Annotated in this window: 14 protein-coding genes; 2 read left to right on the top strand and 12 right to left on the bottom strand. The window is 72.4% G+C overall.

Annotated elements, in window-relative coordinates; genetic code table 11:
* Positions 1-10: 10 nt before the first annotated feature.
* The 6 genes from hemC to C1701_RS12785 form a co-directional block, all read right to left on the bottom strand.
* On the bottom strand, positions 11-949 hold the full coding sequence (gene hemC, locus C1701_RS12810; RefSeq protein WP_030104527.1) for a hydroxymethylbilane synthase: 939 nt from the start codon (positions 947-949) through the stop codon (positions 11-13).
* Positions 946-2352 (bottom strand): glutamyl-tRNA reductase, encoded by a 1407-nt coding sequence (locus tag C1701_RS12805; protein WP_026419594.1) that lies wholly within the window; start codon positions 2350-2352, stop codon positions 946-948. The genes hemC and C1701_RS12805 overlap by 4 nt, the downstream gene beginning before the upstream one ends.
* A complete protein-coding gene (locus C1701_RS12800; protein ID WP_026419595.1) occupies positions 2349-3194 on the bottom strand; it encodes a redox-sensing transcriptional repressor Rex in 846 nt (281 codons plus the stop codon). The genes C1701_RS12805 and C1701_RS12800 overlap by 4 nt, the downstream gene beginning before the upstream one ends.
* A gap of 346 nt (positions 3195-3540) precedes the next feature.
* On the bottom strand, positions 3541-4326 hold the full coding sequence (locus tag C1701_RS12795; RefSeq protein ID WP_081715553.1) for a fasciclin domain-containing protein: 786 nt from the start codon (positions 4324-4326) through the stop codon (positions 3541-3543).
* Positions 4327-4850: 524 nt separating this feature from the next.
* A complete protein-coding gene (locus tag C1701_RS12790) occupies positions 4851-5099 on the bottom strand; it encodes a glutaredoxin family protein (RefSeq protein WP_030104529.1) in 249 nt (82 codons plus the stop codon).
* Positions 5096-6253, bottom strand: coding sequence for an acyl-CoA dehydrogenase family protein (locus tag C1701_RS12785; protein WP_026419597.1), 1158 nt, complete (start codon positions 6251-6253; stop codon positions 5096-5098). Before C1701_RS12785 ends, C1701_RS12790 begins: the two co-directional genes overlap by 4 nt.
* Positions 6254-6497: 244 nt before the next feature.
* On the opposite strand from C1701_RS12785, the gene C1701_RS12780 reads away from it, so the two are divergent.
* Positions 6498-7070 carry a sigma-70 family RNA polymerase sigma factor gene (locus tag C1701_RS12780; protein ID WP_026419598.1) on the top strand — a complete coding sequence of 191 codons (573 nt, stop codon included), beginning with the start codon at positions 6498-6500 and terminating at the stop codon, positions 7068-7070.
* A 130-nt stretch (positions 7071-7200) separates the two neighbouring features.
* Positions 7201-8193 carry an HAD family hydrolase gene (locus tag C1701_RS12775; protein ID WP_372492988.1) on the top strand — a complete coding sequence of 331 codons (993 nt, stop codon included), beginning with the start codon at positions 7201-7203 and terminating at the stop codon, positions 8191-8193.
* Positions 8194-8244: 51 nt separating this feature from the next.
* Here the strand turns inward: C1701_RS12775 and C1701_RS12770 are convergent, their stop codons facing one another.
* The 6 genes from C1701_RS12770 to C1701_RS12745 form a co-directional block, all read right to left on the bottom strand.
* Positions 8245-9279, bottom strand: a complete 1035-nt coding sequence (locus C1701_RS12770) for a 1-acyl-sn-glycerol-3-phosphate acyltransferase (RefSeq protein ID WP_026419600.1) — start codon at positions 9277-9279, stop codon at positions 8245-8247.
* Positions 9280-9390: 111 nt separating this feature from the next.
* A complete protein-coding gene (locus C1701_RS12765; RefSeq protein ID WP_103057042.1) occupies positions 9391-10425 on the bottom strand; it encodes an NAD-dependent epimerase/dehydratase family protein in 1035 nt (344 codons plus the stop codon).
* Between the two features lie 354 nt (positions 10426-10779).
* Entirely contained in the window at positions 10780-10881 is a 102-nt protein-coding gene (locus C1701_RS12760) for a 30S ribosomal protein bS22 (RefSeq protein WP_003402602.1), read from the bottom strand.
* A 377-nt stretch (positions 10882-11258) separates the two neighbouring features.
* Positions 11259-11471: a helix-turn-helix domain-containing protein gene (locus C1701_RS12755; RefSeq protein WP_016698403.1), complete on the bottom strand. Its 213-nt coding sequence runs from the start codon at positions 11469-11471 to the stop codon at positions 11259-11261.
* A gap of 174 nt (positions 11472-11645) precedes the next feature.
* Entirely contained in the window at positions 11646-12482 is an 837-nt protein-coding gene (gene proC, locus C1701_RS12750) for a pyrroline-5-carboxylate reductase (protein ID WP_016698404.1), read from the bottom strand.
* 222 nt (positions 12483-12704) lie between these two features.
* Positions 12705-13097 carry an Imm1 family immunity protein gene (locus tag C1701_RS12745; protein ID WP_103057041.1) on the bottom strand — a complete coding sequence of 131 codons (393 nt, stop codon included), beginning with the start codon at positions 13095-13097 and terminating at the stop codon, positions 12705-12707.
* Positions 13098-13126 lie beyond the last annotated feature (29 nt).

The following is a 13126-nucleotide window of genomic DNA, read 5'->3' as shown; positions in this document are numbered from 1 at the left end:
CACTCCCCACTCATTGCCGCTCGGGGCCGCTGAGCACCGCTGCCCCGAGGTCGAGCAGCTCGGCGGCGACATCGCGGCCGAGCTGCTCTGCTGCTGTCGTCTCTGCGATGGCGGAGGCACGCGTCACCGCGTCCCGCGCGGTTCCCGCGACACCCCGGAGGAACAGGCGGGTCACCGCTCGTCCCTCGTCGTCGAGGTCCTCCACCATTTCGGCCAGCGCGCCGACGGGAGCGCTGCAACCGGCGTCGAGCGCGGCCAACAAGGCGCGCTCGGCCGTCACCGCGTCGCGGCTGGCCGGGTCGTCCACAATGGACTGCGTCAGGTGCTCGACGTCCGCGTCGTCGACGCGGCACTCCACCGCCAAGGCTCCCTGCGCGGGCGCGGGAAGCATCTGGAGGGGGTCGAGCGTTTCGGTGATCGCGTCCAGCCTGCCCAGTCGGGCGAGGCCGGCACGCGCCACCACCACAGCGTCAAGGTCGCCATCGGCGACCCTGCGCAGCCGGGTCTCCACGTTGCCCCGCAACGCGCGTACCTCCAGTCCGAGTCCGAGTGCTCGGAGCTGGGTGGCGCGCCGGGGCGAGCCGGTGCCGACGGTCGCGCCCGCCGGCAGCTCGGCCAAGAGCAGGTCGTCCCTGGCGACGAGGGCGTCCCTCGGGTCCTCCCTGGTGGGGACGGCGGCCAGGCGGAGCCGGGGGTCGGGTGCCGTCGGCAGGTCCTTGTAGGAGTGGACCGCGAGGTCCACCTCCCCCTCGGCCAGCGCGTCCCGCAGTGCCGAGGTGAAGACGCCGACGCCGATCTCGGCGACGGGGGCGCTGGACCGGTCGCCCTCGGTGCTGATCGTCACCAGCTCCACGGCGACGCCCTCGGCCCTGAGCCGGTCGGCGACCCATCCGGCCTGCGTCATCGCCAGTGCGCTGCCCCGGGTCCCGAGCCGGAGAGTGCGGGTCACCTGGCCTCACCCTCCTGGTCGCGCTCCGGGGGGACGTCCTGCCGGCCGGGACCACCGTGTGCTGGCAGCGCGCTGCCGGCCCCACCGCGTCGGGACCTGACGGCGCCAGGGGCCCTCGGGTCGAGGGCGAAGAGCTCGCGGAGCGCGTCGGCGTAGTCACCGCCGCCCGGGCCGGCGGCCAGTTCCTTCACCCGGACCGTCGGCGTGTGCAGGAGCTTGTCGACCACGCGGCGGACCGTCCTGGCGAGTTCCTCCCGCACGGTCACGTCGAGGTCGGGCAACCGGGAGTCCAGCCGGAGCAGTTCCGCGTCGACTACGTCGGCGGCGCGCTTGCGCAGCGCGGTCACGGTCGGGGTGACCTGGGCGGAGCGCTGGGCAGCGAGGTAGTTGGCGACCTCCTCGGCCAGGACCTCCGAGGCACGCGCGAAGGCGTTGCCGTCCTGGTCGCCGCGCAGCCGCGCGCGCAGCGACTCCAGGTCGACGACCCGCACCTGGGGGAGTTCGGCGACGCCGGGCGCGACGTCCTTGGGCAGGCCGAGGTCGCAGAGCACCAGCGGGTGGTGCGCCCTCCCCGCCTCGGCGCGCAGCTGGTTGGCGCGCACGACGGCTCCGACCTCCACGACGGCGTCGACCGCTCCGGTGCAGGCGACGACGACGTCGGCCACGGCCAGTTCCTCGGCAAGGGAGTCGAGGCCCACGGCGCGGGCCGGGGTGCCGTTCTGCCTGCTCAGCTCGGAGAGCCGACGGGCGTTGTCCAGGCCGCGGTTGGCCACGACGATCTCACCGGCCCCGGCGCGACGCAGGTGGGCGGCGGCGAGCCCGCCCATCGAGCCCGCCCCGACGAGCAGCGCCCGTCGCCCGGCCAGCCCGCCGAGCAGCTCGCTGGCGTCGGAGAGCGCCTCGGAGACCACTGACGCGCCCTCGGCCCCGATCCCGGTCTCCGCGTGGACGCGCTTGCCGACCCGCAGCGCCTGCTGGCTCAGCTCGTGGAGGACGCTGCCCACGGTGCCCAGCCGCTCGGCCTGGGCGTAGGCGGAGCGGAGCTGACCGAGGATCTGGGACTCGCCGACGACCATGGAGTCCATGCCGGCCGCGACGGTGAAGAGGTGCTCGACGGCGGCCTGGGCGTAGTGCACGTAGAGGCTGCCGCCCAGGTCCGGCACCTCGACGCCCGCGCGTCGGGCGAGCACGCCGGCCACATCGTCGAAACCGCTGTGGAACGAGTCGGCGACGGCGTAGATCTCGACCCGGTTGCAGGTGGACAGCAGCACGACCTCGGAGAGCGAGCCGCACTCCAGCAGTTCGAGCAGCAGCTTCTCCGACCGGTCGCCGGAGACGGCCACCCGCTCGAGGAGCTGGATGGGCGCGGTGCGGTGCGAGAGGCCGACGGCGAGGACCGTCACTTCGAGACCACCACCCCGTTGACCTCGTCGCGGTCCGGGTTGGCGCCGTCACCGACGCGTGCCGCCTCCGGGCCGGACGCTGCGTCGTCCCGCCGGGCGACGTGGAAGGACAGGATCTGCATCTCCACCGCCAAGTCGACCTTGCGCACCTCGACGTTGTCCGGGACCTGGAGAACGACGGGTGCGAAGTTCAGGATGCACCGCACACCGCCCTGGACCAAACCGTCGCAGACCGCCTGGGCGCCCTGGGCTGGGGTGGCGATGACGCCGATGGTGATCTCCAGCTCACCGCAGACCCGGACGATCTCGTCGGTGTGGTGCACCGGGACCCCGCCGACCGGGATTCCTTCGAGGTCAGGGTCGACGTCGAAGAGCGCGGCGACCGGGAAGCCTCGACTCGGGAACCCTCCGTAGTTGGCCAGGGCGTGACCAAGGTTACCGATACCGACGACCGCGACCTTGTGCTTGCGGGTGAGGCCGAGGGTCCGCTCGATCTGCCCGACGAGCACGTTGACGTCGTAGCCGACGCCGCGCGTTCCGTAGGAGCCGATGTAGGAGAGGTCCTTGCGGAGCTTCGCCGAGTTGACCCCGGCGGCCACCGACAGCTCCTCGCTGGAGATGGTCACGACGCCGTCGTCGGAGAGGTCCGAGAGCACGCGCAGGTAGACGGCGAGCCTGGCGACGGCGGCCTCCGGGATGGCGCGCGCTCGGGCGCGAACGACGGCGACGTCGGCGTCCGGCGCCGCCGTCCCCGCCGGCCGGGCGTCCGGGGACGCGCCGGGGTCGCCCTCGGCAGCGCCCTCTCCGGCACGGTCCGACGCGGCGGCTGCGGTACCGGTCACGACACTCTCGCCCGCATCCCGCTGTGTTGCCACGCTGACTCTCCTCGCCGTGATGACTTTCGCCATGACCTGCGTCGACGAACCGCCGGCCGACCGCGGTTGGTCCGCACGCGGCCCCGGCGGGGTGACGGCTACACGGTAGCGCTTGTGAAGAGGTGCACAAAGTTGCATACGTGAATCGACCCGTAAGACGAGGTCAGCTCCCCTGCGAGGCAACTCCCTGAAAGGGTGAAAAACGAGGGCGGCCACCACGGGTTCCGCGGTGGCCGCCCTCGAATGCGGGGAAGCGGCGCCTCGTACGGGCCGAGGGGCGCCCGGCCGAGCCGGACCCCCTCGGCGACGAGGCTCAGTTCGTGGGTACCGGCATCTCACCGTCCTCCTCGACCGGCTCGCCCCCGCCCGGCTCCTCCGCGCCAGGAGCCTCGGACTCGGCCGGTGCGCTGCTCTCACCGCTGGGCGCCGCTCCCTCCTCCGGCTGGAGCACCTGGTCGACGACGAACACGGTCGCGTTGGCGGTGGGGAAGTTGCCGCACAGGACCTGCGCCCCGCCCACCGTCATGTCCTCACCACTGCCCTCGACGCTGACGTGGCTGCCCTGCAGGGTCGCCACCGACCCCGCCTCGGACAGCTCCTCGGCGTCGAACCTCTCCCCGACGACGTGGTAGGAGAGGAGGGGTTCGAGCTCGGTCGGATTGGCCAGGAGCTGGTTGAGCTGGTCCTCGCCCAGCTGCTCGAACGCGGAGTCCGCCGGGGCGAACACCGTCAGGGCCTGCGAGTTGTTCAGGGTGTCCGCGAGGTTGGGCACGGCGTTGATCGCGGCGGTCAACTGGGTGAGCAGCGGGTTGCTCTCCACCGCCGTCGCCACCGGCTGCTCGGACATCGCGTTGAGCGATCCGGGCTCGTCGTCCTGCGGCAGGTCCGGACAGCCCGGGCCGAAGGCGTCGTCGACGGTCGTCACGCCGCTGTTCGGATCGCGGGTGGGGGACGGGGACTGCTCCGCGGAGGTCTCCTGCTCGGCGGTGGTGGTGGTAGCGGTGTCGTCGGCGGGCTGCTCGTTGTTCGAGCAGGCGGGCGCCACCAGGGCAACCGCCGCGAGAGTCCCGACCACAGCGTGGCGTTGCGCCTTCCGCACGCAGATCACTCCTTCTCGATCGTCGACCAGGCCCGACCAGCGGCGACCGTGTCGAACCGGCCGGCCGCGCGCTGGTCGCGGGTGAGGTTTCGCGTCAAACCTGGTTCAGCACGATAGGTAGCGGTGGGCGCACCGACGGGCATTTCAGCCGGATACCGGCGCGTCGCGAACGGGGAGCCCCGAGGCGGGGCGAACACCCCGGCGACCACCTCGAGCGGAGGGCGCCGCACGGGCACTGGGCGCGGGCGGGATCGCTCCACCCGGCGAGACGAGCGTGGCCGAGGACGAGGCGGCCCGCCCGGCGGAGCGGAGCGCCACGCGGACGAGCCCGCTGGAAGACCGGAACCGGCCACGGCGGAAGCGGCCCGACTGGCGGGGCTGGCGGGAGGGCCGGCCCCGCCGGCCACCGAGGGGGCCGCCCCGCCAGCTGGCTCCACAGGGCGGACGCAGCGACGTTCCGCGACGGGTGGGAGGGACCACCCGGGTCCTCCCCGCTCCCGGTCGGTTCCCAGGAGGTGAAGCGCTCAGCGCAGAGCGGCGCGAAGCCGCTCCTCCTCGACGCGCCAGTACCCGTGTTCCCGCCCGTCGACCAGGATCACCGGCACCCGGTCCCCGTACTCGGCGCGCAGCTCACGGTCGTCGTCGACGTCCTCCGAGGTCCAGGGGACCCCGAGTTCACCGCAGATCCGGTCGATGTCCCGCTCCGCCTCGACGCAGCCGTGGCAGCCCTGGCGGACCAACAGCGTGACGGTGTGGTGGTCTGGCACGCTCACCGTTGTATCAGGGAGCGGGCGATCACCATGCGCTGGATCTGGTTGGTGCCCTCCACGATCTGCAACACCTTCGCCTCCCGCATGTAGCGCTCGACCGGGTAGTCCTCCACGTACCCGGCGCCCCCGAGGACCTGGACCATGTCGGTCGTCACCCGCATGCAGGTGTCGGTGGCCACCAACTTCGCCATCGCCGCCTGCCGGCCGTACGGCAGACCACCGTCCTTGCGACGGGCGGCGGCGAGGTAGAGCTGCCGCGCGGCCTCGATGCCCGCCGCCGCGTCGGCGATCAGGAACGACACCCCCTGGAACTCCCCGATCGGCCGGCCGAACGCCGTGCGCTGCCCCGCGTACTCCACCGCCACGTCCAGCGCGGCCTGGGCGACGCCCACCGCGCCGGCGGCGATGCCGAGACGTCCGGCGTCGAGCGCCGCCATCGCCACTCGGAAGCCGTCGCCCTCGGCGCCGAGGCGCCGTTCCACGGGCACCTCGACTCCGTCGAGCACGACCTGGGACGTCACGGAGGACCGGAGGCCCATCTTCCGTTCCGGACTGGCCCCGCTCAGGCCCGGGGTGCCGCCGTCCACGAGGAAGGCGCTGATCCCCTTGGGCCCGTCCTCGCCCGTCCTGGCCAGGACCAGGTAGAAGTCGGCGACCCCTCCGTGCGTCACCCACGCCTTCGTGCCCGACAGCCGGTATCCGTCGGCGGTCCGCTCCGCCCTGGTCCGCAACGCGGCCGCGTCGGACCCGGAGTGCGGCTCGGAGAGGCAGTACGCCCCGAGCAGGTCACCGCCGACCAGGTCGGGCAGCCAGCGTTCGCGCTGTTCGTCGCTGCCGAAGGTGGCCAGCCCGTGGCACGAGAGGCAGTGCACGCTGGTGCCGAGGCCCACCGTCAGCCAGGCCCTCGACAGCTCCTCCACCACCTGGAGGTAGACCTCGTAGGGTTGCCCACCCCCGCCGTACTCCTCCGGGTAAGGCAGGCCGAGGAGACCCGCCTGCCCGAGCAGGCCGAAGAGGTCCCGGGGAAACTCACGGCGCTCCTCGGCCGCCGCCGCGCGCGGGGCGAGTTCCCGACTGGCGATGTCACTCGTGAGCGCGAGCAGGTCCCGCGCCTCCTGGCTCGGTAACTGCCGCTCCACCTCTCGCGCGTTCGTCACTCGATGACCTCCGTACTGCTGGCGAGCACATTCCGCTCGAATTCTGGGTCATCCGATACTCGGTCGTCCAATGTTCCCCCGAGTTGGCGGGTGTCTCCGATCACCTGCCAGGAGAAGGACCCTGCTGGAGTGAAAAACCGGGCTGAACTGGAAGTTGGCGCCCGGGGTTCGCCAGAATCCCCCCGACCACCAACCCTGGGTGACCACTCCGTCACGAGTCGGGTTCGGTGCGACAGGGGGTGGGATGTCGACGACACGGGCAGAAGGGTGGTCGCTCGTACGCGCCGCGCAGCGGGGCGACCCGACCGCCTTCGCCGAGCTGTACCGGACCCACGTGGACGTCGTGTTCCGGTACGCGCTGCTGAGGACCGGCGACCGGGAGCTGGCGGAGGACGTCACCAGCGAGACCTTCCTGCGGGCGCTGCGCAGGATCAGTTCACTCCGTGAACGCGGCCGGGACGTGGGCGCCTGGTTCGTGACGATCGCGCGCAACCTGGTCCTCGACCACGTGCGCTCCGGCCAGTACCGCATGGAGGTCCCGGTCGCCCGGCCGGAGGACGGGCCGCTGTCGGCATCGCTGCCGGTGCAGGCCGGCCCCGAGCAGAAGGTCCTCACCGAGGCGGTGCACTCCGAGCTGCTGCGCCACCTCGGCCGACTCGGCACCGACCAACGGGAGTGCGTGGTCCTCCGGTTCCTCGGCGGCCTGTCGGTGGCCGAGACCGCGGCCAGGATGGGCCGCAACGAGGGCGCGGTGAAGGCCCTGCAACAACGGGCCGTGCGCCGCTTGGCGCGGATGCTGCCGGAGGGCCTGCGGTGAGCGGTCCGGCCGCGGCGGCGCCGGGGGTTCCCGTCACCACCCGCGCCCGGCGCGCGCCGCGCCATCCGGGTCCTCGGCGCCGCTCCGGCACCGGCGCGGACCCGCGTTGAGGCTCGGGTCACGGCGAGTGATGATCTCGCGGCCTCGCCCGATCGTTACCCTGGATACCGAATCCCCTCCGGAACCGATCCGCTGGGAGCGACACCCACCGATCCAGGGAGGCGCCGCGGTGCCGTTGTGGCGGAAGCGCGAGACCGGCCAGGCACTGGAAGACCATGCGACCCGGGCGGGGCAGATCTCGGCGGAGGCGGCGGTGACCGCGCCAGCCGAGGTACCCGCCGTGGCGCCCGACCTCACGGCCGCGGCGTTCTTCGACGTCGACAACACCATGATGATGGGGGCGTCGATCTACCACTTCGCCCGCGGACTGGCGGCGCGGAAGTACTTCACCACCTCCGACATGGCGGGCTTCGCCTGGCAGCAGATCAAGTTCCGCATCGGTGGGCGGGAGAACCCCGAGGAGATCCAGTCCAGTCGGGAACAGGCCCTCTCCTTCGTCGCGGGGCGCTCGGTGGAGGAACTGGTCCGCCTGAGCGAGGAGATCTACGACGAGGTGATGGCGGACCGGATCTGGGAGGGCACCCGCGCGCTCGCGCAGAAGCACCTTGACTCCGGCCAGCGGGTGTGGCTGGTGACCGCGACACCACGCGAACTCGCCGACATCATCGCCCGTCGCCTCGGGCTCACCGGTGCGCTGGGGACGGTGGCCGAGAGCGAGGACGGCGTCTACACCGGGCGGCTCGTCGGGGATCTGCTGCACGGCAAGGCCAAGGCCCAGGCGGTGCGCGCGCTCGCGGTTCGCGAGGGCCTGCACCTGCGCCGGTGCACCGCCTACTCCGACTCGGTGAACGACATCCCGATGCTGTCGGCGGTGGGCACCGCCGTCGCGGTGAACCCGGACCCCCCGCTGCGGGAGGCCGCCAGGGCCAGGGGCTGGCAGATCAGGGACTTCCGCACCGGCAGGCGGGCCGCGAAGATCGGGGTGAACTCGATGCTCGGAGCGGGCGCTCTCGTGGGAGCGGTCGCCGCCGGCCTGCGCTACCACCGCCGCCCGAGGATCTGACGACCCGGCGGACGCCGCCGGGGCGCCCGAGCCGCGAGTGGCCCGTCCGCCTCAGCCGAGGAACACGCTCTGCCGCTGGGACAGCATCCGGTAGAGGGTCTGCTGGATCGTCTCGCGCACCTGGTCGGTGAGGTCGAAGACCAGCATCGGGTCCTCCGCCGCGTCGGGACCGTACTCCGCGGTGCTGATCGGCTCGCCGAACTCGATGTACCACTTCGACGGCAGCGGAACGGCGCCCAGCGGTCCCAGCAGGGGGAAGAACGGTGTGATCGGGAAGTAGGGCAACCCGAGCAGCCGAGCGAGCGGTCGGATGTCCCCGATCTTCGGGTAGATCTCCTCGGCACCCACGATGGAACAGGGCACGATCGGCGTCCCCGTGCGCAACGCCGCGGAGACGAAACCACCCCGGCCGAACCGCTGGAGCTTGTAGCGGTCCCGGAAGGGCTTGCCCACCCCCTTGAACCCCTCCGGCCAGACACCGACCACCTCGCCACCCCGGAGCAGCCGCTCCGCGTCGGGACCGCAGGCGAGGGTGTGACCGGCCCTGCGCGCCGTCGCACCGAGCACGGGAAGGCGGAAGACCAGGTCGGCCCCGAGCAACCGCAGGTGCCGCCGCTCGGGGTGGTGGTCGTGGACGGCCACGGCCGTCATCAGCGCGTCCACCGGCAGCGTGCCCGCGTGGTTCGCGACGATGAGCGCCCCGCTGTCGCCCGGCACGTTGTGCAACCCCACCGCCTCGACCCGGAACCACCGCTCGTAGAGCAGGCGCAGCGCGGGCAGGAACACCGCGTCGTTGAGCTCCGCGTCGAACCCGAACTCGTCGACCTCGTACTCACCGGCGAGGCGGCGGCGGACGAACCGCGCCAGCCCCGCCAGCCGGTCCTCGAGGCGCGCGTCCACGGCGGGGTCTGGTTCCGGGGCCTCCCCGTCCCGCCCGCCGCCCGCCTGCGCGGGGCCGTCGCCGCTCCGCGCTGCCCGCACGGTGCCGGGCAGGTCCTCGGAGGCGGTCGTGTCCTCCGCCACGGGTTGGGCGCCGCCCCCGGACACCCGTCCCGGACGCAGCGGTATCACTCGTGCCTCGGCCACTCGTTCCTCCTCCGTGATCGTCCTGACGGCCGCGGCACCGCGACACGGGTCACCCCCCGGGCGCACGTCCTCGTCCTCCCGGGCCACGGGACGTGGACCTCGCCCGCGAGATCAGCGTCGTCCGGGCACGGTCGCGGACCGGATCCGATCCCACCCGCCGCCCAACCGGTCCGCGTCGACCAGCGGGCGCAGTCCCCTGCCCTGGACGAAGTCATCAAACACCTGAGCCGTCGACCACCGCGGCATGAAGCCGGCGTTCTCCCGCAGAGAGGTGGTGTCCATCACCTGTCCGAAGTCAGGCGTACCGGACTCCGGTGGCCACCCGAGCGGGACCACCCGGCGCAGCACGGCGCCGACGGGGCGCAACGCCGGCCTGGGCAGGACCACTGGCAGCCTGCCAGCCCTGCGCACCGCCTGGGTGAGCGTCAGCACGCCCTCACCCGCCACGTTGTACACGCCCGGCAGGTCGGTGAGGGTGGCGAGTCGGGTGACCGCGACGGCGTCCTCGGTGTGCACGAGTTGGAGGCGGGGATCGTGACCGAGGGGAACGGGTACCGCCGGCAGCGCGAAGTACCGGGACAGGACGGTGTCGGCCCGGGGGCCGAGGAAGTTGCTGAAACGGAGTGTGGTGGTGACGACGTCGGGCCGCCGTCGCGCGAAGCCCCGCAGGTAGCCCTCGATCTCGGCGGCGTCCTTGGCGTAGCCGCCGCTGGGCAGTTCGCGCGGTTCCGTCCGCTCGGTGAAGACCGCCGGATCCCGGGGGCTGCTGCCGTAGACGGCGCTCGTCGACTTCAGGACCACCCTGCGGACCAGCGGCGAGGTCTGGCAGGCGGCGAGGAGCTGCATCGTGCCGATGACGTTGAGTTCCTTGTTGAGCGCGCGACCACCACCGACGGGTTCCGGGCTGACCGAGGTGTGCACCACCGTGTCCACCCGGGCGGCGGCGATCACCTTGGCGATCAGCCTGTTCCTGATGTCGGCGCGGATGAACTCCGCCCTGCCCAGCCTCCGCCGGACCTCGGGGGAGGGGGGAACGATGTCCACGCACAGCACGCGCTCGATGTCCGGGTCGGACGCCAGCCGCATCGCGAGCTGGGCTCCCAGGAACCCGTTCACACCGGTCACCAGGACGACGCGAGGTGTCATGGTCTGGCTCCCATCACGTGGTGTCGGGACCACGGCGGCACCCGTCCAGACGGACCGGGTCGCGGCCGACACCTCGCTGGATCGCCGACGAGACCGCTGGTGCCAGGCTACGAGACGTCACGAGGGCCGCGACAACCGACGGGTGACCGTTCCACTCGATCGGCGCAATCCGGCGGGCTGAGCCGGGTCACGGGCGGCCGATCGGTTCACCCGGACGCCCACCGCCCCGCGGGGAACGGACGAGCCGGGTGGACGGCGCCGGCCGGCCGGTCGCCCATGACGCGCGGAGCCGCCACCGCGACGCCGCTGGGCGTCGCGGTGGGCCACCTGCGGGGCGGACCGGCCGGCTCGGACTCACTTGCCGAGCTTGCGCCGCTGCACGCGGGTCCTGCGGAGCAGCTTGCGGTGCTTCTTCTTGGACATCCGCTTGCGACGCTTCTTGATGACCGAGCCCATACGGGTCCCTCGCAGTTCTCATCGTCTCTTGGTGCGTTCCTCGCACCACGCGAACCGCGAGTCGAGGACCGCGGGAACACGTCGGGTGCGAACGGCCTACCAGCGTACCCGGGTCGGTAGCCGGTCCTCGCAGCCCTGTCCGGGCGCCGGCGTCGGCCACCGGGGCGGGGCGGGGGCACGGGACGCGCCGGGCCGGGTTTCCGGCGCCGCGCGGGCGCCGAGACGGATCGTGCCCTCCCGCGCCGGTGGGCCGGGGGAAGAGCACGGTTCCGGGAACGATCGGTGGACGCGTTCGGGAGCGACGCGGGCGGTGGTGGACGCGGCGCCTGGTGGAGTGACCCGGCTGCCGACCGGACGGCCGGCAGCCGGACGCTCGCTCATCCCACGTCGTAGTACGACTTCTGGAGATAGGCGTGCACGGTCTTCTCCGGGACGCGGAACGACCTGCCGACCCGCACCGCGGGCAGTTCACCCGAATGGACCAGTCGGTAGACCGTCATCTTGGACACTCGCATCATCGCCGCCACTTCGGCGACAGTCAGGAATCGAACCTGGCCGAATCCGTTGTCATGCTCCCTTTGCGTCAACATAGCCACCGTTTCCTTCGGCACCTGCCGCGCCGCCGGGCTTCCCCTCCCAGCGGTACCGACACGCACGTGCTGCTGTCGAGGGTAACGGTGCCCCTGGTGTTCCTGCGACGCACGAGCGAGGCGGCCGAGGGGCGCACGACCGGCGGGAGCCGCGCTGACCAGGCCGGACCCGGGTCAGCTCCCGGTTCCCTCGTGGGCTCTGCCCAGTTCCACCGACCGGTCCCTGGCCGCCTCGATCGCGTCGATCATCGCCGCCCGCACGCCGTGCTTCTCCAGTTCCCTGATCCCGGCGATCGTCGTGCCGGCCGGAGACGTGACGGCCTCCCGGAGGATGACGGGATGGCTCTCCGATCCACGGAGCATGGTGGCCGCGCCCACCGCCGACTGGATGATCAGCTCGGCCGCCGCCGCCCTGGGCAGTCCGAGCAGGATGCCCGCGTCGATCATCGCCTCGACGAGGTAGAAGAAGTAGGCCGGGCCGGAACCGGACAGCGCGGTCACGGCGTCCTGCTGTTCCTCGGGGACCCGCAGGACCCGGCCCACGCTCGCCAGCAGTTCCTCCACCAGCGAGAGGTCGTCCTCGGACGCGTGGCTACCGGCCGAGATGACGCTCATCGCCTCACCCACCAGCATCGGCGTGTTCGGCATCGCCCGCACCACCGGCGTGCCCGGCGGCAACCTGCTCTCGTAGAGGGCGGTGGGCAGGCCCGCGCAGAGCGAGACCACCAGCGGGAGGCCCCTGTCCGCCGGGCGTTCGGCCACCGAGCCGCTCAGGTCGTCGAGCAGCGGCTCGATGTCCTGCGGTTTCACCGCCACCACCAGGACGTCGGCATTCACGGCTGCCTCGGCGACCGCCACCGCGTCAACCCCGTGCCGCCCCGCCAGCTCCTTCGCCCGGCCCGGGTGGCGCTCGGTGAAGGAGAGCGTGTCGGGCTGGTGTCCGGCTCGGATCAGGCCGGAGAGCAACGCCTCGCCGATCTTGCCCGCACCGAGTACTGCGATAGAACTCATGGAGGGTGAGCCTGCCAGCTCGCGCTCCGCCGCCGCACGCACTCCAGCGGAGCCCGCCCGATCGGTGGGATTCCCGCCGGTGCGCGAAACCCGGTCGCCCGAACCGGCTCACCCCCGCTCGCGCGGGGCTTTCCCGCACCACACCGCCGGCGCCGCGACCGGGAGACGGAGCCTGGTTCGTCATCGCCGCCGGACTCGCCCACGAGGCGGGCGAGGGCGTTCTCAGTACCAGTCCCCCGGCTGCCGCTGGACGCAGTCCGGCCGGCGGCCCGTCTGGAAGTACTCCGCGACGGCCCGGCGCACCTGCTCGATCGGTAGCGACGCCAACGACGGGAAGAACAGCGGAACGGACTGGTCGAACTCGACGGGTTCACCGTCCGAACGGAACGGGCTCACCGTCACCGACACCGGCCGGCACTCGCTGTGGCTGGACCATGCCGAGCAACACGTGAGCTTCCTCAGGTCGTGACCGCCACCCCCTCCGCCGCCCTGCCGTGACCACAATTCAGCGGGGCGGCCTCGGCTGAGGACATCACCGTCCACGGCCCGGGTGTGGGGCAGCCACGCCCCCCGGGAACGTGCGATCGTTCGACGAACCCATCCACCTCGAGTCATCACGAGCGACACGCCGTCCACATGGGTGG

Origin of the sequence: Actinoalloteichus sp. AHMU CJ021, from assembly GCF_002895405.1 — a bacterium.
In the GTDB taxonomy this organism is placed as follows: Bacteria; Actinomycetota; Actinomycetes; order Mycobacteriales; family Pseudonocardiaceae; genus Actinoalloteichus_B; species Actinoalloteichus_B caeruleus.
The sequence above is the reverse complement of the archived record's forward strand: the minus strand, read 5'-3'. Positions and strand labels throughout refer to the sequence as shown.

Excerpts from the sequence above, each read along its gene's own strand:
- C1701_RS12780 (WP_026419598.1), top strand. The coding sequence starts at position 6,498 with ATGTCGACGACACGGGCAGAAGGGTGGTCGCTCGTACGCGCCGCGCAG.
- C1701_RS12775 (WP_372492988.1), top strand. The coding sequence starts at position 7,201 with ATGATCTCGCGGCCTCGCCCGATCGTTACCCTGGATACCGAATCCCCT.
- C1701_RS12765 (WP_103057042.1), bottom strand. The coding sequence starts at position 10,425 with ATGACACCTCGCGTCGTCCTGGTGACCGGTGTGAACGGGTTCCTGGGA.
- C1701_RS12760 (WP_003402602.1), bottom strand. The coding sequence starts at position 10,881 with ATGGGCTCGGTCATCAAGAAGCGTCGCAAGCGGATGTCCAAGAAGAAG.
- C1701_RS12755 (WP_016698403.1), bottom strand. The coding sequence starts at position 11,471 with ATGTTGACGCAAAGGGAGCATGACAACGGATTCGGCCAGGTTCGATTC.
- proC (WP_016698404.1), bottom strand. The coding sequence starts at position 12,482 with ATGAGTTCTATCGCAGTACTCGGTGCGGGCAAGATCGGCGAGGCGTTG.
- C1701_RS12745 (WP_103057041.1), bottom strand. The coding sequence starts at position 13,097 with ATGACTCGAGGTGGATGGGTTCGTCGAACGATCGCACGTTCCCGGGGG.